Origin of the sequence: Helicobacter sp. NHP19-003, from assembly GCF_019703305.1 — a bacterium.
GTDB lineage: Bacteria > Campylobacterota > Campylobacteria > Campylobacterales > Helicobacteraceae > Helicobacter > Helicobacter gastrocanis.
In genome coordinates this window covers 1119067-1136567 of record NZ_AP024814.1, presented here as the reverse complement: position 1 = coordinate 1136567, position 17501 = coordinate 1119067, and the positions used below count along the sequence as shown (strand labels likewise).

The window sequence follows — 17501 nt, the reverse complement described above, 5'->3', positions numbered from 1 at the left end:
TAATACAGCTTTAAACTTAGGCGTGTTAAAATGGCACTTTTTTATTTGGGTGGGGGTTTCAATAAAATTAGAGGTTAGAAATGTCTGAGCAAGAAGGGTTGTATTTGGATTTAGACATCCACATGATCAGCGCAATTTTGCCCCACCGCTACCCGTTTTTGTTGGTGGACCGGGTGTTGCGCTTAGAACCTTACAAGGAGGTACATGCCTATAAAAACATCACCTACAATGAGGAGGTGTTTATGGGGCACTTCCCAAGTAAGCCCATTTACCCCGGGGTGTTGATCGTGGAGGGCATGGCACAGGCGGGGGGCTTGCTCGCCTTCATCAGTTTGTTTGGGGTTGACCCTGAAGTGGCGGCGACTAAAATCGTGTATTTCATGACAATCGATCGGGTGAAGTTTAGAAGCCCTGTGATCCCGGGCGATCAACTCCACTACCATTTGAGCGAACAAAAGCACAAGGGCATGATTTGGCAAGTGGGGGGCGTGGCTAAAGTGGGCGACAAAGTCGTAGCGGAGGCAGAACTTAAAGCCATGATCGTGGATCGCAAGGAAGATAAATGATCGCCCCCACCGCCATCATCGAGCCGGGAGCAAAGATTGACCCGAGTGTAGAGGTCGGACATTTTTGTGTGATTGGCCCCAATGTTGTTTTAGAGGCGGGGGTGAAACTCTACAACAATGTTACGCTTTTAGGGCACACCACGATCGGCAAAGACAGCACCATCTTCCCCTATGCCGTGCTCGGCACAATCCCGCAGGATTTAAAATACGAGGGCGAGGAGTCTTACTTGATTGTCGGAGAGCGCAATTTGATCCGCGAACATTGCATGATCAACCCCGGCACTAAAGGAGGGGGGTATCAAACGATCATCGGCAACGACAATTTGTTGATGGCGTATGTGCATGTCGCCCACGATTGCAAGATCGGCAACCATTGCATTTTGGCCAACGGTGTAACTTTAGCCGGGCACATCCAAATTGCAGATTATGTCAACATCGGGGGGCTAACCGCCATCCACCAATTTACAAGGATCGCCAAGGGGTGTATGGTTGCCGGAGCAAGTGCTTTGGGCAGAGATGTCCCCCCCTATTGCAACGCTGAGGGCAATCGGGCGTTCATTAGAGGACTCAATAGGCATCGCATGCGTAAACTCTTGCAAAGCACCGAGATTGACTTCATCAGTGGGCTTTACCGCAAACTCTTTGATTTGGAGGAAACTTCTATCAGGGAGAACGCCCAAAGAATTTTACAAGAATACCCCAATGACCCCCATGCCAAAGAGATTTGTGCATTTGTGCTAGAAACCCAAAGGGGCATCGCCATTAAGGCTGGGTATTTTAAAGAACAGGAGGATGTGTGAACACCCGTTATTGTAGTTTTTGCAGCAAACCTGAGAACACTCTGCCCCACCACCGCCGTTTGGTGTTTTCGTCTAAAAAATCGGGCAAAGATATCCACATTTGCGAATATTGTGTAGAGGTGCTGTATAAAGAATTACACACCGAGCTAAAAGGGGGGTTTTTAGATTTGCCAAGACACTCTTTAGAAGAAACCCACAAAAGCCCAACCCCAGCCTCCCTAACCTCACCCAAACTTTTAAAAGAGGCGCTAGATCAATATGTCGTGGGGCAAGAGGAGGCAAAGAGAGTTTTGAGTGTGGCGGTGTATAACCACTACAAACGCCTAAACTACCAAGAGAGCAAGGACTCCCTAAGCCAAGAAGTGGAGATTTCCAAATCTAACATTCTCTTAGTCGGGCCTACGGGCAGTGGCAAAACTCTCATGGCGCAAACCCTAGCCCGTTTTTTAAATGTCCCCATTGCCATCAGCGATGCCACGAGCTTAACGGAGGCGGGGTATGTGGGCGAGGATGTGGAGAACATTTTAACCCGCTTATTGCAGGCAAGCGATGGCGATGTCGCAAGGGCACAAAGAGGGATTGTGTTCATTGATGAGATCGATAAAATCGCCCGTTTATCCGAGAACCGCTCGATCACAAGAGATGTGTCCGGCGAGGGTGTACAACAAGCCTTGTTGAAAATCATTGAGGGGGCTGTGGTGAATGTCAGCCCCAAAGGCGGGCGCAAACACCCTAATGAAAACTTCGTGCAGATCGACACCACGAACATTCTATTCATCTGTGGCGGGGCGTTTGACGGGATCATTGACATCATCAAACGGCGCATCCACAGCAATGTTCTGGGCTTTGGCAATGAGAAAAAGACCAAAGAACAGCTAGAAAATATCTTGCACTTGGTCGAACCCGAAGACTTGATCTCTTATGGCTTGATCCCCGAACTCATCGGGCGGCTGCCCGTGATCTCCGCTTTAAAACCCATTTGCAAAGAGGCGATGATCGACATCCTCCAAAAACCCAAAAACGCCCTCATCAAGCAATACCAAGAGCTGTTTAAAATGGACGGCGTGGAGCTGATCTTTGAGGACGAGGCGATCGAGGCGATCGCCGATTTGGCGATCAGACGCAAAGTAGGCGCGCGGGGCTTAAGGGCGATCATCGAGAGCTTTAGCCTAGACATCATGTTTGATTTGCCTGCCCTGAAAGATTACCAAGTCATCATCACCAAAGAGTGCGTGTTGAAGCAAGAAAAACCCTTGTTTATCAAAAAAAACAAGCCCCTCCTAATGCCTTCTTAAAACCAAAGGAAAGAGTCTCATGATCTTAGATAAATTAATCGGTGTGTTCTCCCACGATGTCGCCATCGACTTAGGCACGGCTAACACCGTGGTGTCTGTCAAAGGGCAGGGCATCATCATCAACGAGCCCTCTATCGTGGCGGTCAAACTCAACAAATACGACCGCATGGAGGAAATCCTCGCCGTTGGCACAGAGGCAAAGGAAATGATCGGCAAGACCCCCGCGGGGGTACAAGCCATCCGCCCCATGAAAGATGGCGTGATTGCAGATTTCAACATCACCGAAAAAATGATCCGCTACTTCATTGAAAAGGCGCACAAACGCAAATCTTTGATCCGCCCGCGTATCATGGTGTGCGTGCCCTATGGCTTGACTAGTGTGGAGCGCAAAGCGGTGAAGGAGAGCGCGATGAGTGCGGGGGCTAGGGAAGTCTTTTTGATTGAAGAACCTATGGCGGCGGCGATCGGGGCAGGCTTGCCTGTGAAAGACCCACAAGGAAGCCTAATTGTGGATATTGGGGGAGGCACGACTGAAATTGGTGTGATCAGTTTAGGCGGGCTTGTGGTGAGCAAAAGCATTCGGGTGGCGGGCAACAAGCTGGATGCGAGCATTGTGGATTATGTCCGCAAGACCTATAACCTGCAAATTGGTGAAAGGACGGGCGAGGAGATCAAAATCGCCATTGGCTCTGCTATTGAGCTCAACCCTCCCTTGACGATGGAGGTGAGCGGACGCGACCAAGTGAGTGGGATTTTAAACACCATCGAACTCAACAGCGAGGATGTGCGCGAAGCCATTAAAGAGCAAATTCGAGAAATCAGTAATGCTTTAAAATCTGTCTTAGAAGAGGTCAAGCCTGATTTGGCAAGGGATTTGGTGGAAAATGGCGTGGTGCTGACAGGGGGGGGCGCGCTCATTAGGGGGTTAGACAAATACCTCAGCAATATTGTTAAACTCCCCGTGTTTGTGGGCGAAGAACCCTTGCTTGCTGTGGCAAGGGGCACCAGCAAGGCGATTGAAGATTTAGACCTACTCAGTTCACTGGGGGACATTTAATTTTTGATTAGCCGGCGCACCCTTTTAGTCCTCATTGCGATTTTTGGGGTGCTTTACTGGCTCAATATCAAAGGCTCGAGCAGTTTTATCAGCGATAAAATCCGTGTCTTTGTACTCACGACAAAAGACAATCTAGTCTTTACTTACCAAAAACACTTCAATCAAGCCCACTTGATTGAGGCATATCAAAGGCAACTGAAGGCCTATGAAAATTTAAAACTTGCCTATGCAAACTTAAGTGCCAGAAGCGAGGCTTTAGCCTTAGAGTTGGACGATTTGCAACAGTTAGAAAAGTCTAAACTAGAGGCGGCAAGCCAAGAAAGCCTAGTTTCCGAAATGCCAAACTCCAAAGTTTGCCCCCCCAGCGCTGAAGTTACAGGCCCTGCTAACCTACTCCCCACCCCCACCTTCACCTCCGCACGCATTTATGGCTTTGCGAGCATGGACAACCCTTATAGAGTGCTGCTAGACATCCACAAGCCCTACCCTAAAGACAAGATTCTGGGCATGGTTGCCTTTAACCAAGTGCTGGGTACAATTATCCAAAAAGATGGGCGCTTTGTGGGGTTGCTGCATGGGGACAAACAAATGAGCTACAGCGTGGTGGCAAAGAGCGGGCAAAAGGTCTACTACGGCTTTGTTACGAACGAAAACTTTAAAACCTATATGGATTTTCTGCCCGCCTACGCCACGCTGAAAGTGGGCGATCCCATCTTTACCAGCGGGTTAGACCACATCTTTAGCCCCAACATCTATGTCGGCACAGTCGCACGCATTGAAGACCATTACCTTTACAAAAAGGCCCTCCTCAACATCAAACGCCCCCAAAACATGCTTTTTGAAGCTATTGTTGTGGCTATGCCCTAATGCGCCCCCTACTCTTAAGCCTCATCTTTTTCTTGTTTATCGGTTGCATGGGGATGATGCCCTTCATGATGATGCCGACCATGTCTGGCTTGTCTAGCGACAATGAAGACAATCTCAAACAGACTCACCATGGCCTATTTGACGATGACGATGACGATGGGCCTCCTGTGTACTACACCCGCCTAGACCCTGTGATGCTAGACACCCCAGAGGAGCAAGCCCAAAAGGAGCAAGCCAATTTAGAAAAGCAATTAGGGGGCAAAGTGAAAGAGCCTAAAAAGCCCCAAGTTGGCCAAACAAGCGGACTAAGTTCACAAGACATCCAAGGCACGCCCATGCCAAACGGGATTGAGATCAAACGGACACAAGTGATGGAGGAACTCAAAAGCACACAGCAAGCCTACGCCAAAGAGCCCAAAAAGATCCAAGAGTCTTACCACACCTTGCTCAACTATTGCGCCAAAAACGCCCTTTTTAACGAGCTAGGGGCGCATTTGATCATCAGGGCAAGCGAAACCAAGCAATGCGCGCGCATGCAAAAGGCGTATTTTGTGGTGCTCTCCCAGCATTACAGCCAAATCAAACCCATCAACCAACCCAAAGTCGCCCTGCACGACATCATCGTGGGATGCGACACCCACATAGATCACCAAAAGATTTTACAAAGCGCATTTTTTGCTAGGCTAAAGCCCGATCTAACCAGCCCCAAAGACCGCTACTTGCTGCGCCGCTTCACGCACGCCAAGCCCCTAGATGGCGACAAACTCCACGACTTGTTAGAAGACCCCAAACTCGGCGAAAAATTCTACCGCTGTCAATACTTCATACAGCTCAAATAGCCAAGCCTTGTTTCTTTTCACGGAGTTGTCCGCACGCCGCGCTGATGTCGAGCCCCTTAGAGATACGCAGAGTGCAGAGCAAGCCCTTTTGGTTAAGAAAGTCCGCAAATTGTTCCACCTTCTTTAGATCAGGGCGTTCAAACTTTAAACTAGGGTTGGGGTTGTAGGGGATTAAATTCACTTTTGCCTTGAGTCCATTCAAGAGCCTTAACAACGCCTTAGCGTGTTCTAGTCCATCATTGCAATCTTTGATCACCAAGTATTCAAACATGACTCTCTTACGGGTATCTATGGGAAAGCGTTTAATGGCTTGTATCAGGGCTTCCAGATTATAGGTCTTGTTGATGGGCATGAGCTTTGAGCGCAGGGTGTCGTTCACGGCGTGTAGAGATATAGCCAGCTGTACGCCCAAATCTAACGCCCCCAAAGCGTCTATCACGGGCACGACCCCGCTTGTGGAAATGGTGATGCGCCTTGTGGAGATGTTTAGCCCGTGTGGATCGCTTAAAATCCCTATGGCTTTCACCACCTCCTTAAAATTATGCAAAGGCTCACCCATGCCCATGAAGACCAAATTAATGCCCTTAGTGGGTTCTAAATTATGCTCTCTTTTTAGAGTTACCACTTGCTCCACGATCTCGCCCGCTTTTAAATCCCTCACAAACCCCCCTTTAGCCGTGGCACAAAACACGCACCCCACCTTGCACCCGATTTGTGAGCTCAAACAAAAGGTCAGTTTCTCTTGTGCTAGGATTTGCCCGCTTCCATCTATCTGTGTGGGCTTCATCACCATAAACACACTTTCAAAGCTGTGCTCATCGGGCGTAACAAACAAATACTTTTCGCTTTTGTCCACACTGCACTCTTTGGCCCCGATTTGCAAGGTCTGCACGCAAAAATCCCTGTCTAAACATGCCTTAAACGCCTTAGAGAGATTATGCATTTGGGTGGTTGAGCGCGCATAGCGGTGATAAAGCCAACTAAAGACTTGCTTGGCCACAAAGGGTTTAAAGCCCTTTGACACAGCATAATCTTGCAACTGAGCTAAAGAAAAATCGTAAAGAGAGGGCATGGGAAACCTTTTTCTCTATTCTTAACAAGGCACAGCTTAAATAAGCTTAAACCTTTGGTTTCAACCACCTTTTGCGAGACCCTACGGGTTAACCTCCCCCGCATTCTGCAGGCCATGCACACCCCCCTAAAGGTGTCTCTTTGTGCACTCCATGCACTAGATACAAATGTATGCGAGCACCACACCACTTTGGTTCTCATCTGTTTTCTACCCGAGCCTTCGGCTTCAACTCAAACTTGTGGTTTAATCCCAAAGAAAATATTTAAGGGATAATTTTTGTCGGATTTTTTGAGTTCTAGGTACGCCTTGATGATCAAAAACTCGTCTTGGGGGTGATTGCTTAGGCGCTCTCTGGCTTGTTCGATCATCTCTAGGTCTAAGAGCACATACAAAAATGCCTTTTCGGCTTGCTCGTCCTTTTCAGCCAAGAGTTCAAAGAATTTATACCAATCATCGGGGGATAAAAAGGTCTTGGCATCCACGGCCATTTGCAAATATTCTTGCTTGTTGCACTCCACTTGCACACATAAATTGCCAATTTCCGCAAGCTCCATGCCCACTCTCTTGTCCCAAAACGCCCGAAGCAAGACCTCTAGCACAGATTTATCTAACAGATCGCTCGCCCCCTTTAGAGCCTTGGGGATTTCTTTAAACGAGCCTCTTTGGATCAAGTCGATCAAGGCTTGGCGCTTTAGAGCAGGGCTATAGCCCTCTTTCTTAAGGATTTGTTGGGCTTGTTTTAAGTCGTGGTGGATTTTGTTTTGCAGGTTTTGGATGTAAAAGGGGTTGCTGGGGTCTAAGTTATACTTGCGCCACTCCACATCCTCAGCCTGCGACACCCTTGCATACAGGCTAAAGAGTTGATCTATTTTCTCGCATCCGCTCTCTTGGCTGTTTAAATCCGCCTCTAGTTTAAAACGGGCTAGGATTTTAGAGAGAGTGGTGAAATGGGGGTTGTGGTATTTCTCTAGGATAAAATGTTCTTTGGTGTTTTGACTAACGATTTGCTCGGTTAATTTCTCAAAGTCGCGCTTTTGCTTGTAGCGTTGCCATAAGTTTGCCAAGCTCCCACTCAACACAAACAGCAAAGTGAAGACAAAAAACAAAAACACAACACCCACGATCCAAAGGGCAATGGGGAGGTTTAGGGTGTGGTTTGCGACATTCACGGGAAGCTTTTGCGGGTCGGTGTTGTAGACATACCAACCCACAACAATCATAAACAATAGCGTAAAAGAGCCGTAATAGCGTAATTTCATATTGCCTCCATAGTAATCCTATTTGTGGTAAGGGTGGTTGTTTAAAAGACTTAAAGCCCTAAAAATCTGTTCGCATAAAATGAGTTTCGCCAACGCGTGGCTAAAGGTGAGCGGGCTTAAAGAGAGCGGGATGCAATGCTTTAAAAACTCTTGAGAAAAACCAAATGCCCCTGCAATGAAAAACTGCACATGGGCGTGTGCACTAAGGATTTGGCTAAACTCTTGACTGTCGCAAAGCTTGCCCGCCGGGTGCAGGGCGTAGGCGGGGGTATTTGACTTTAAATAGGGGCTGAGAGCTTTGGTGTAAAAACTCTGCGCCCCTGTGCTGTTGTTTAAATCTTTGGGCGCAATGTCTATGATCTCGAGCGTGGCTTTAAATTGTTGGCATGCCCTTTGTTGTTGCGCCAACAAGGGAGCGAACTCGGGGGTCTTTTTAGAAATGGCGTAAATGCTGCAAGTCATCGGTTTGCGGTCAGCATCCCCACTAAGTCGCTAAGAGTCTTTTTTAAATCCTTGCGTTGGACTATCATGTCGATCAAACCATGTTCTAGCAAAAACTCGGCACTCTGAAACCCTTCTGGCAACTCCGCCCCGATGGTCTGCTTGATCACCCGAGCACCTGCAAAGCCCACCATCGCTCCAGGCTCGGCGATGATCAAATCCCCCAAGAAGGCAAAAGATGCGCTCACGCCCCCAAAAGTTGGGTCTGTTAAGAGCGAAATGAAGGGCAGCCTTGCCTCTGTGAGCCGATTTAGGGCGGCGCTGGTCTTTGCCATTTGCATGAGCGCGTAAGTGGACTCTTGCATGCGCGCCCCTCCGCTTGCCGACACAATCAACAACGCCTGCTCTTTTTCTACCGCCCGATTGATCGCCCGCACGATTTTCTCCCCCTCCACAGACCCAAGCGAGCCACCCATAAAGGCAAAGTCAAACACGGCAATTTGCAGTGCAATGCCGTTGATTTGTCCCTCCCCGCTGATGACCGAGCTGGGGCGGCCTGTCTTTGCCTCGTATTTTTTAATGCGCTGTTTATAACTCTCTTTATCCACGAAGTTTAAAGGGTCAATGGGGCGCAACTCGTTGTCATATTCTGTAAAGCTGTTCTCATCGCACAAGAACGCCAAGCGCTCGCTGGCCCCCATCCTAAAGTGGTAGTGGCACTTTAAGCACACATGGTTTTTGGCAAAGACTTCCTTATAATACATCAAGGCGGCACATTTGGAGCATTTGATCCAATGGCTTGGCATGTCCTGTTCGCTTGATTGCACCCTTGTCTTCTTAAGATTTTTTAAGAAATCTGCAAAACCCATGTACTCTATCCTTGCAAAACAAATAGCCTCTATTCTAGCATGGCTTAATTGTTTTTAAAAGTGCTTTGAGGCACGGGCAACAACACCGCAAAACTCAAAAACAACGCCACGCCACTGACAAGGAACATGTTAAAGAAACTCACATGCCCTAAAGCCCAAGTGAAAACAAAGGAAAACACCGCTTGAAAAATCCCAAAGGCTAGGGTTACTAGGCTGGAGGCTTGCACGAAATGCTCTTTACCCATGATGTGGTACGCCATCGTGCTTGTGAGCGTGAGGTTGCCCGTAGTCCCAAAGCCCATTAAAAAAATAGACAGATTGAGCCACGCAATGTCCGTGCTAAACATGGCGATCGCACAAGAGGCCGTCTTCATTAAAATCACAATGCTTGAGGCGTTTTTGAGCCCCAAACTCTTAGCCAAAGTTGCGCTTAAAATCGTACCACACGCCGCCCCAAAGCCAAAGAATGCCCACGAAGCTCCCGCCACCCCCTTGCTGAAGTTAAGAGAGCGCACCAAATAATCCACCCAAAAGAGCGTGTGGGGCAAGTAGCCAATGGCATTGAGCACCACAGACACCAAGAGCAGGGCAAAGTGGTTTGAGATTTTAAAAGGGGTGCCATCGTGGGCGGCATCTTTAGCAGGGTGTAAAGTCTTTAAAAACAAACAAGAGAGCACAAACGCCCCCGCCCCCACAGCCCCTAAGAAAATCCAAGCCATGTCAATGTCGCTTGCAAAATGGGGCAGAATGAACCCACTACACACCACCCCCACCCCAATCCCGCTAAAGACAAAGCCGCTCGCATAGGGGCGGTGTTGCTCTTTAACTAAACTTAGACATAAAGGGGCGGCAAGCACCATCAAACAAGAGGCAGCCACCCCGGCTAAAAACCGCCAAAACCACGCCCACGCAAAGGGCAGGCTGTCTAAATAACACGCAAAGAAACTCAGAGAAATGACTAAAAAGCTGATTTTGGCAATGCTCTCTAAAGACAAACGCCTTTGCAAAAGACTCAAAACCGCACTCCCAAAGATATAGCCGACCATGATGGCAATGGCAAGCTGGATGCTTTGGTGTTCGCTGAGTTTGCCCGATAAAATCAACAGCGGGATCAAAACCACATACCCAAAGCGCGCCACGCCATTTGCCATAAAAGTCGCCAAAAAGCACACAAAGACACGCATAAACATGCAAATACTCCATGTTGAAAAGGGGCATGTTAGCCCAAAATTAACAATGTTGTCTTAAAACTAGAGGAACTGAATTTGCTTAAGTTGGCTCGATAAACCAGCGCAAAGGATGCTTGTGGCAACCCACATCAAAGGCTTAGAGGCACTAGATCCCAAAGGCAACCCCAAAGTCCACAGCAAAAAGCACGCGCCCGCAGAAGACAAGGATGCGTTCAAAGCCCTCTTAGACCAAAAAAAAGCCCACCTAAGCAACAAGGACACGAAAGCCAAAAAAGACGAAAAAGAAGCAAAGAATAAAAATCTCCCCCACATTGCGCCCAACAGCCCCCTAGCCCAACTGATGGACAAAAAGCTAAGCCCCAAGCAAGAAAAGGAACTGAAAAAAGAATTGAAGGCGCAGGCAAAAGAAGGGGCAAAGTTACAACACTCTAAAAACAAGCTCGACCCCTTCAGCCAAGCGATGGCTTTAAAAGGGGCAAAAAACGCCAAAAACACCCCCCAAACCGCAAACTTAAGCGACATTAAAAACCTAGAGAGCGCAAAGGCACTGAACCTAAGCAAACTCCAACACGAAGGCAAGGGGGGCAAGCTAGACAAGGCTTTAGCCAAAGGCGCAGAGCCCAAAAATGCCCCCCTCAAAGGCGCAGGGCTCGCTAAGGGCGCACAAGCCCCACAAGGCGCAGGCTTGGCTAAGGGCGCACAGGGCGCAACACAAACCCCACAAGCTCCAGCTAAAATGTCAACCGCCGACCTGCTCGCTTTAAAAAACCCCAAAACCCCCCACCCACGCCGCAGAGCACAAAGGGGGCAAAGACACCACCAAACCCCCCACACCAACACCCAAGAACCCCCACCGCCAAAGCTGGGACTCCCTAAACCAACTCTTAAATAAACCAAAACCCCTGCCCCATGTCAGAGACAGCCACGACAACGACAAGGAAATCAAACAAGCCTTTCAAGAAGCCTTTGATGGGCCACTAAAGCCCAAATTGGCCTTCATTCCCTTGTCCTTTGATCCCAACCGTATACCCCTACAAGGCCCGGCCAAGCCCTTAAGTTCTGCCAAAGAGGAGGACAAGAGTGTCGGCGCACTAGAAAGCCCCGCCCACACTGCCCACACCGCCCACACCGAACAAAAAAGCACCCCAGAGGCCCCTCAGATCAAGGAAACGATCAAGAATCTAGCCACGAATTTACGCCAAGAATTGTTAGATTTCAAGCCCCCCATCACGAAATTGTCTATGGAGCTCAACCCCGATAAGCTCGGCAAAGTGGAGGTGGTGATCCAACAAGTGGGGCAAAACTTGCAGGTGAGTTTAGCCTCAAGCGCGCCGGTCAGTGCCTTGCTTGTGGCGCACCAAAGCGAGTTGCGCCAACACCTATCCCAAATGGGCTTTAACAATGTGGACTTGCGCTTTAATACCACAAACAGCGAGAACGCCGCCTATCAGGGGGGGAGCAACCACAACTCCAACCCACAACAACACAACCCACAGCAACAAAGCCAACAACAACCGCACCCAGGCCCCCAAGTCCAAAGCGCGCAGAGCACCACCCAACCCCCTCTAGTCCCCAAACCCAAGTGCAAAGCCCCCCACACAAACAGGCCCCACCCCCTTTCTGAAATCCCCCATGCAAGCAACCCCTCAGGCCTACCCGATTACGCTTAAAGCCATTTTTAGCTAGAATGCTTCCTTTTTAAAGGATAGAGATGGGCTTGTTGCGTTTTTTGGTTAAAAGAGTGTTTTTATTGTTTTCTCGTGTCTGCGAGCGTGTTTTTTGGAATGAAAAGACATTTGATAAATTTGTGCGCACATGGCTTGATCTGAGTACCCACTTACACAAACCCAAAATCCGCCCCAAAACTTTACTGCTGATCCGCCTAGATGCTTTGGGCGATTATGTGTTGTTCCGCAATTTTTTAAAACCCATTAGAGAATCCTACAAAGATTATGAAATCACCTTTTTATGTAACAGCGCAAACTTAGAAATTTTTAACGCTTATGACACAGATTGTGTCGACAAGCTCTACCCGATCAGTACACAGCGTTGGCTTGGCTCTAAATGGCGTTTTCTCTACCGCTTCTACCACCTTTATAGACTGCATCAAAAAAGTTACGAGATTTGCATAAACCCGACTTTCACTAGATTCTCTATGAAAGAGGATTTAATCATGCAAGCAATGCATGCTTTGCATAAAATAGGCAGTTATGGTGAAATGCTTAGTTGGTGTTGGAAAGAAAGTGCCCCCACACTCCAACACAATGACAAAGTCTACACCACCCTTTTAAAGGCTAGTCCGGATTTGCTCTTTGAATTTGAGCGCAACCGCGAATTTTGCGCCCAACTTTTAAACAAAAACTTAGACTCTGTGCGCTTGCACATGGATTTGCCCTCTTCACCCCCCTCACTGAGAAGCCATATGGGGTGTTTTTCTTAGGTGCAAGGGATTAAAAAGGCAACTTAGCCCAAGCACTTGGATTGCTCTGGCTTGCCATATATCCCCTAAATTCTCTCTCCTCTTGTGTGGGTCAGCGGGAGAAGTTGGGCGGGCTAAAGAAATCACACAAAGGCACAAATGCTTCACAAATTTAGTGGGGCAAACTTCGCTGTGCGATCTCTTGCACTTGCTAAAGGGGGCGAGTTTTGTTGTGTCTGGCGACACGGCCATCCCACATTTTTGCATGGCTTTAGGCTGTGAGGCAGTGTTTGTGGTGAGCAGTGGGGTGTATATGGGGCGTTTCATCCCCTATCCACCAAGCTACACCAACTACCACGCCATTTACCACCCCCGCGTGTGTGAGCTGCTCGCCTGCGCGCATGGCATTGGGCGGTGCATGGAGGTGTTTGCCTACGAATCTGTGGATTTGCAGATCCCCCACCCCGGGGAGTGGATTAAAGACCCCATCCCTTAAGCTTTAAAACAGCTCTTCGCTTTTTAAATCCCACACCCGCCAGTTGTCAAAATATTCCCCCCGAAATTTGTTTTCAATGTCTAGCAAGGTCCATTTTTGGCTGTCGTGCTCGCCTGTCAGGCACTCATAGACGAAACAATGGCAGTTGTACTCGTGCTTTTCTGTGGGGATGCCCATCGTGGGGTAGTTTAAGGTTTGGCCCACAAGACTCTTGGCTCTTTGCACGGCTTGAGAAAATCCCACAGCCTCGCTCCCCTTGCAGGAAACATAAATGCTCACCGCTTGTGTCCCACTGATGAACTCTTTAGGGCTAGAGAGCTTGACTTTACCCGAGCCTAGTAACTCCACAATTTGTTGATTGCCGACATAAATCCCTGTGTGGGTCGTGGGACCCACCAAGCGGCAGTATAAAATGCTCCCCAATTTGGGCATAACCTTGTCTCTTAAGACATTGTCAATGAAAGACTCGGCTAGGTTGAGCGCAGCTGGTAAGCCAAAAATTAAGGGCAACACGGGCGATCCTTGATTAACTTAATTTGTCCTCCACAATGTCAATGATGGTGTTGGCCACCTTGCGGGCGGTTTTGTCTAAGAACTCTATGGGGGTCGTGAAGCCCACACAAGAGCAGTTGATTTCGCCTAAAATGTATTTATCCTTGCCGTTTTCATCGGTGTCTAAAATGAAATCTGCCGTCCAAATGAGGGGCAGGTCGTAATTGCCTAGTTTGGTTTGGATATGGGGCAGTTGCCTTAAGAAGTAATGCACCAAGTCATCCCATTGCTCGGGTTTGTCGTAGCGGTATTTCGCCCCGCTAAACAAGGTCGCGCTAAACGCATCCGCGCCTTCAGCAGGCTTTTTATGCACGACATAAATGGGGTGTTTGTAGAGCATTAAAATGCGAATCTCGCCCTCTTTAATGCGGGGCAAAAAGGTCATGTCCACCAGCATGCCATTGTCTCCGACCAAATATTTTTCACAAAAATCCATAAATTCGCCCAGTTGTCTATGCTCCACATGGTTATCCACGGCCTCAATGCATTTGATTTTGGCATTGAGGGGGACTTCGCTCACCCCAGCAGGCAAAGGCTCTTCAAGTTGCACATGCCAAATGCCCTCGCCTGTTGAGCCGCGGTTTTGCTTCAACACCCGCTCGCCTTTGGCTAGGGTTTTGGGGAAGGTTTTTTTCAAATCATGCTGATCGCCCCAAGCAACACCAATGCGTTTCGCCTCAGCGGGGTCGTAATAGGCGTAGGTGTCATCGGGGACTAACTCGGTGTCGGCTAACTTAGTGAGTGCGTCCTTAGCTCCATAGCCGATCATCGCATCGGGGTGGGGCATGCCAATCACGCCATTGTCGCAGAGTTTGCGCAGCAGGTCAAAGTAGAGTTTTTCCTCTTTGAGATTGCCCGGATTGACCCGTGAAACATAGGCATCGGCAACCTTTTGCACATACTCATAAATTTCTTTGGTTTTTTCACCATCTTTTAAAAGGGCATCGGTGAGTTGCACCACCTCAGCGTGCCAACCCATTTTTTTTAGGTAGTCCATCATGGGCATGGTGTCGCGTCTATGCCCGTCTCTACCCTTGTCCGTCCCACCCACAGCCTCAAAAAACACCACATGTTTTTTCATGAAAACCTCCAAAAATGTATTGCGGCAACCCGCTCGTGTTATTGTAGCAAATAGAAGGCATAAAACCTTCACAAAACCCTGCTTTTGCTTAAAATAAGGTTACAAAGCTACAATGAAGGCTATTGCCAACTTTAAGGAAGTGCATGTTAATCCACAAAATGGGTGCGCTCATCGGCTCTACTCCGATCTTTAAATTCACCCACCACGACCACCCCCTGCCTAAGAACTCGTGTATTTACGCTAAATTAGAGCATTTAAACCCGGGCGGGAGTGTGAAAGACCGCCTAGCCAAATACTTGATCACAGAAGGGCTAAGATCGGGGCGCATCACAGAGCAAACCACCATCATAGAACCCACCGCCGGCAACACCGGCATCGCCCTAGCCCTAGTTGCCCTAGAACATAAACTCAAAACCATCTTTGTGGTGCCCGAAAAATTTAGCCTAGAAAAGCAACAGATCATGAAGGCACTAGGGGCAAAAGTCATCAACACGCCCAGCCAAGAGGGCATTAAGGGAGCAATCGCCAAAGCCAAAGAGTTGGCCCAAAGCATGGAGCACAGCTACCTGCCCCTGCAATTTGAAAACCCCGCTAACCCTAAGGCCTACACCCACAGCCTAGGTCCCGAAATTTTTAACGAGTTGGGCGCACAAATCACAAGCTTTGTTGCTGGGGTGGGCAGTGGAGGGACATTTGCAGGTGTGGCACAATACTTAAAAGAGCAAATCCCACATATCCGCCTCGTGGGTGTAGAGCCTGAAGGTTCTATTTTAAATGGGGGTGCAGAACACCCACACGAAATCGAGGGCATCGGCGTGGAGTTCATCCCGCCCTTTTTTGAAGGCTTAAGCATCGATGGCTTTGAAACCATCAGCGATGCAGAGGGCTTTGCTTGCACTAGGGAGCTGGCCAAAAAACATGGACTCTTGGTTGGCAGCTCGAGCGGGGCGGCCTTTGTGGCGGCTTTAAGGGAGGCACAGAGGCTACCAGAAAACAGCCACATTTTAACGATTTTCCCCGACAAGGCGGACCGCTACCTCTCAAAAGGGATTTACAACACTTAAAGGACAACCATGCGCTTACAAACAAAACTTATCCATGGCGGAATCAGTGAGGACGCAACTACGGGGGCGGTGAGTGTGCCCATTTACCAGACCTCCACCTACCGCCAAGAAAAAGTCGGGCAACACAAGGGCTATGAATACTCCCGTTCAGGCAACCCCACCCGCCATGCCCTAGAGGAATTGATCGCCGCCTTAGAGGGGGGGGTCAAGGGTTTTGCCTTCGCTTCAGGCTTAGCGGGAATCCACGCCACCCTCACGCTCTTTAAAAGCGGTGGCCACATTTTGCTAGGCAATGATGTCTATGGGGGCACCTTTAGGCTCTTTAGTCAGGTTTTGTCTAAAACAGGGCTCACATACACCTTGATAGACAGCAGCGAGTCTGCCCAAATCCAAGCGGCACTACAGCCCAACACCAAAGCCCTTTATTTAGAAACCCCCAGCAACCCGCTTTTAAAAATCACAGACCTAAAAAAGTGCGCCGCTCTAGCCAAAGAACATGGGCTAGTTACCATTGTAGACAACACCTTCGCCACCCCCTATTTGCAAAACCCCCTAGAGTTAGGGGCAGACATTGTGGTGCACAGCGCAACCAAGTATCTAGGCGGGCACAGCGATGTGGTGGCGGGCTTGGTAACCACGAACAGCCCTAAATTAGCCCAAGAAATCGGCTTTTTGCAAAACGCCATCGGGGGAGTGCTAGGACCACAGGATAGTTGGCTGATTCAGCGGGGCATAAAGACCCTAGCCGTGCGCATGCAAGCGCATGGAAAAAACGCTCTAGGTGTGGCGCGGTTTCTGCAAGCCCACCCCAAAGTAGACAAAGTCTACTACCCCGGCTTGGAAAGCCACCCCCACCACGCCCTAGCCAAATCCCAAATGCGCGGCTTTGGCGGCATGCTCTCTTTCACGCTCAAAGACGAAGCCCAAGCCGCCCCCTTTATAGAACGCCTTAAAATATTTACCCTCGCCGAGAGTTTAGGTGGAGTGGAGAGTTTGGTGAGCGTGCCTGCCCTGATGACACACGCGTGTATCCCCAAAGAGCAACGCCTCAAAGCAGGAGTGAGCGATGGTTTAGTGCGCCTGTCTGTGGGGATTGAGGACATGGAGGATTTGATCGAAGATTTAGACCAAGCATTAAAAGGATAGAAATGAAAAAAGCCAATGTGGAGAGTTTTAATTTAGACCACCGCAAAGTCAAAGCCCCCTATGTGCGCGTGGCGGGGCGCAAGGTGGGCGAAAAAGGCGATGTGATCGTGAAATACGATGTGCGTTTGAAACAGCCCAACAAGGCGCACATGGACATGCCAAGCTTGCACTCTTTAGAGCATTTGGTGGCGGAGTTGATCCGTAACCATGCGGACTATGTGCTAGACTTTTCGCCCATGGGTTGCCAAACGGGCTTTTACCTCATGGTCTTAAATCACGAGCATTACAACGAGATTTTAGACCTATTAGAAAAAACCATGCACGATGTGCTCAACGCCAAAGAAGTCCCGGCGTGTAACGAAGTGCAATGCGGCTGGGCTGCTAGCCACTCTTTAGAGGGCGCACAAGCTTTAGCTAGGGAGTTTTTGGATAAGAGGGGGGAGTGGAGCGAGGTGGGGATTTAAAATAAAAGCGGTGCAAAAAGTCCT

20 protein-coding genes are annotated in these 17501 nt (G+C 49.0%); 13 read left to right on the top strand and 7 right to left on the bottom strand.

Translation table 11 applies throughout. The annotated features are described in order from the left end of the window. Positions 1–80 precede the first annotated feature (80 nt). From fabZ to K6J72_RS05870, 6 genes are read left to right on the top strand one after another with little or no spacing between them, the layout of a single operon-like run. A complete protein-coding gene (gene fabZ / locus K6J72_RS05895; RefSeq protein WP_221279188.1) occupies positions 81–566 on the top strand; it encodes a 3-hydroxyacyl-ACP dehydratase FabZ in 486 nt (161 codons plus the stop codon). Then, positions 563–1366, top strand: coding sequence for an acyl-ACP--UDP-N-acetylglucosamine O-acyltransferase (lpxA, locus tag K6J72_RS05890; protein ID WP_221279187.1), 804 nt, complete (start codon positions 563–565; stop codon positions 1364–1366). The genes fabZ and lpxA overlap by 4 nt, the downstream gene beginning before the upstream one ends. Beyond that, entirely contained in the window at positions 1363–2661 is a 1299-nt protein-coding gene (gene clpX / locus K6J72_RS05885) for an ATP-dependent protease ATP-binding subunit ClpX (RefSeq protein ID WP_221279186.1), read from the top strand. The genes lpxA and clpX overlap by 4 nt, the downstream gene beginning before the upstream one ends. A gap of 19 nt (positions 2662–2680) precedes the next feature. Beyond that, positions 2681–3718, top strand: coding sequence for a rod shape-determining protein (locus tag K6J72_RS05880; protein WP_053829503.1), 1038 nt, complete (start codon positions 2681–2683; stop codon positions 3716–3718). Positions 3719–3721: 3 nt separating this feature from the next. After that, entirely contained in the window at positions 3722–4585 is an 864-nt protein-coding gene (locus K6J72_RS05875; protein ID WP_221279185.1) for a rod shape-determining protein MreC, read from the top strand. Beyond that, complete coding sequence (locus tag K6J72_RS05870; RefSeq protein ID WP_221279184.1) at positions 4585–5424, top strand: hypothetical protein; 840 nt, start codon at positions 4585–4587, stop codon at positions 5422–5424. Before K6J72_RS05875 ends, K6J72_RS05870 begins: the two co-directional genes overlap by 1 nt. Here K6J72_RS05870 and rlmN read toward each other — a convergent pair. The 5 genes from rlmN to K6J72_RS05845 form a co-directional block, all read right to left on the bottom strand. Continuing rightward, a complete protein-coding gene (gene rlmN / locus K6J72_RS05865) occupies positions 5417–6496 on the bottom strand; it encodes a dual-specificity RNA methyltransferase RlmN (protein WP_221279183.1) in 1080 nt (359 codons plus the stop codon). The two genes, K6J72_RS05870 and rlmN, sit on opposite strands and share 8 nt — an antisense overlap. A 230-nt stretch (positions 6497–6726) precedes the next feature. After that, a complete protein-coding gene (locus tag K6J72_RS05860) occupies positions 6727–7755 on the bottom strand; it encodes a hypothetical protein (RefSeq protein ID WP_221279182.1) in 1029 nt (342 codons plus the stop codon). An 18-nt stretch (positions 7756–7773) separates the two neighbouring features. After that, on the bottom strand, positions 7774–8217 hold the full coding sequence (locus K6J72_RS05855) for a 23S rRNA (pseudouridine(1915)-N(3))-methyltransferase RlmH (RefSeq protein WP_221279181.1): 444 nt from the start codon (positions 8215–8217) through the stop codon (positions 7774–7776). Continuing rightward, the gene (gene accD / locus K6J72_RS05850) at positions 8214–9065 is read right to left on the bottom strand and encodes an acetyl-CoA carboxylase, carboxyltransferase subunit beta (RefSeq protein ID WP_221279180.1); all 852 of its coding nucleotides are present in this window, start codon (positions 9063–9065) and stop codon (positions 8214–8216) included. Before accD ends, K6J72_RS05855 begins: the two co-directional genes overlap by 4 nt. Positions 9066–9109: 44 nt before the next feature. Next, complete coding sequence (locus tag K6J72_RS05845; RefSeq protein WP_221281160.1) at positions 9110–10249, bottom strand: YbfB/YjiJ family MFS transporter; 1140 nt, start codon at positions 10247–10249, stop codon at positions 9110–9112. 121 nt (positions 10250–10370) lie between these two features. Here K6J72_RS05845 and K6J72_RS05840 point away from each other — a divergent pair, with 121 nt between their 5' ends. From K6J72_RS05840 to K6J72_RS05825, 4 genes are all read left to right on the top strand, one after another. Continuing rightward, on the top strand, positions 10371–11147 hold the full coding sequence (locus K6J72_RS05840; protein WP_221279179.1) for a hypothetical protein: 777 nt from the start codon (positions 10371–10373) through the stop codon (positions 11145–11147). A 97-nt stretch (positions 11148–11244) separates the two neighbouring features. Then, entirely contained in the window at positions 11245–11925 is a 681-nt protein-coding gene (gene fliK / locus K6J72_RS05835; RefSeq protein WP_221279178.1) for a flagellar hook-length control protein FliK, read from the top strand. Between the two features lie 41 nt (positions 11926–11966). Beyond that, the gene (locus K6J72_RS05830) at positions 11967–12695 is read left to right on the top strand and encodes a glycosyltransferase family 9 protein (protein WP_221279177.1); all 729 of its coding nucleotides are present in this window, start codon (positions 11967–11969) and stop codon (positions 12693–12695) included. Positions 12696–12777: 82 nt separating this feature from the next. Beyond that, on the top strand, positions 12778–13170 hold the full coding sequence (locus K6J72_RS05825) for a glycosyltransferase family 9 protein (protein ID WP_221279176.1): 393 nt from the start codon (positions 12778–12780) through the stop codon (positions 13168–13170). A gap of 3 nt (positions 13171–13173) precedes the next feature. On the opposite strand, the gene K6J72_RS05820 is transcribed toward K6J72_RS05825, so the two are convergent. Both K6J72_RS05820 and K6J72_RS05815 read right to left on the bottom strand, forming a co-directional pair. Next, positions 13174–13683: a lecithin retinol acyltransferase family protein gene (locus K6J72_RS05820; RefSeq protein WP_221279175.1), complete on the bottom strand. Its 510-nt coding sequence runs from the start codon at positions 13681–13683 to the stop codon at positions 13174–13176. A 13-nt stretch (positions 13684–13696) separates the two neighbouring features. Continuing rightward, positions 13697–14803: a Cj0069 family protein gene (locus K6J72_RS05815; RefSeq protein WP_221279174.1), complete on the bottom strand. Its 1107-nt coding sequence runs from the start codon at positions 14801–14803 to the stop codon at positions 13697–13699. A 143-nt stretch (positions 14804–14946) separates the two neighbouring features. On the opposite strand from K6J72_RS05815, the gene K6J72_RS05810 reads away from it, so the two are divergent. From K6J72_RS05810 to K6J72_RS05800, 3 genes are read left to right on the top strand one after another with little or no spacing between them, the layout of a single operon-like run. Beyond that, positions 14947–15867, top strand: a complete 921-nt coding sequence (locus tag K6J72_RS05810) for a PLP-dependent cysteine synthase family protein (protein WP_221279173.1) — start codon at positions 14947–14949, stop codon at positions 15865–15867. A gap of 9 nt (positions 15868–15876) precedes the next feature. Beyond that, on the top strand, positions 15877–17013 hold the full coding sequence (locus tag K6J72_RS05805) for a cystathionine gamma-synthase (protein ID WP_221279172.1): 1137 nt from the start codon (positions 15877–15879) through the stop codon (positions 17011–17013). Between the two features lie 2 nt (positions 17014–17015). Next, positions 17016–17477: an S-ribosylhomocysteine lyase gene (locus tag K6J72_RS05800; RefSeq protein WP_221279171.1), complete on the top strand. Its 462-nt coding sequence runs from the start codon at positions 17016–17018 to the stop codon at positions 17475–17477. Positions 17478–17501: the final 24 nt, after the last annotated feature.

Excerpts from the sequence above, each read along its gene's own strand:
- fabZ (WP_221279188.1), top strand. The coding sequence starts at position 81 with ATGTCTGAGCAAGAAGGGTTGTATTTGGATTTAGACATCCACATGATC.
- lpxA (WP_221279187.1), top strand. The coding sequence starts at position 563 with ATGATCGCCCCCACCGCCATCATCGAGCCGGGAGCAAAGATTGACCCG.
- K6J72_RS05880 (WP_053829503.1), top strand. The coding sequence starts at position 2,681 with ATGATCTTAGATAAATTAATCGGTGTGTTCTCCCACGATGTCGCCATC.
- K6J72_RS05870 (WP_221279184.1), top strand. The coding sequence starts at position 4,585 with ATGCGCCCCCTACTCTTAAGCCTCATCTTTTTCTTGTTTATCGGTTGC.
- rlmN (WP_221279183.1), bottom strand. The coding sequence starts at position 6,496 with ATGCCCTCTCTTTACGATTTTTCTTTAGCTCAGTTGCAAGATTATGCT.
- K6J72_RS05860 (WP_221279182.1), bottom strand. The coding sequence starts at position 7,755 with ATGAAATTACGCTATTACGGCTCTTTTACGCTATTGTTTATGATTGTT.
- K6J72_RS05855 (WP_221279181.1), bottom strand. The coding sequence starts at position 8,217 with ATGACTTGCAGCATTTACGCCATTTCTAAAAAGACCCCCGAGTTCGCT.
- accD (WP_221279180.1), bottom strand. The coding sequence starts at position 9,065 with ATGGGTTTTGCAGATTTCTTAAAAAATCTTAAGAAGACAAGGGTGCAA.
- K6J72_RS05845 (WP_221281160.1), bottom strand. The coding sequence starts at position 10,249 with ATGCGTGTCTTTGTGTGCTTTTTGGCGACTTTTATGGCAAATGGCGTG.
- K6J72_RS05830 (WP_221279177.1), top strand. The coding sequence starts at position 11,967 with ATGGGCTTGTTGCGTTTTTTGGTTAAAAGAGTGTTTTTATTGTTTTCT.
- K6J72_RS05815 (WP_221279174.1), bottom strand. The coding sequence starts at position 14,803 with ATGAAAAAACATGTGGTGTTTTTTGAGGCTGTGGGTGGGACGGACAAG.
- K6J72_RS05810 (WP_221279173.1), top strand. The coding sequence starts at position 14,947 with ATGTTAATCCACAAAATGGGTGCGCTCATCGGCTCTACTCCGATCTTT.
- K6J72_RS05805 (WP_221279172.1), top strand. The coding sequence starts at position 15,877 with ATGCGCTTACAAACAAAACTTATCCATGGCGGAATCAGTGAGGACGCA.
- K6J72_RS05800 (WP_221279171.1), top strand. The coding sequence starts at position 17,016 with ATGAAAAAAGCCAATGTGGAGAGTTTTAATTTAGACCACCGCAAAGTC.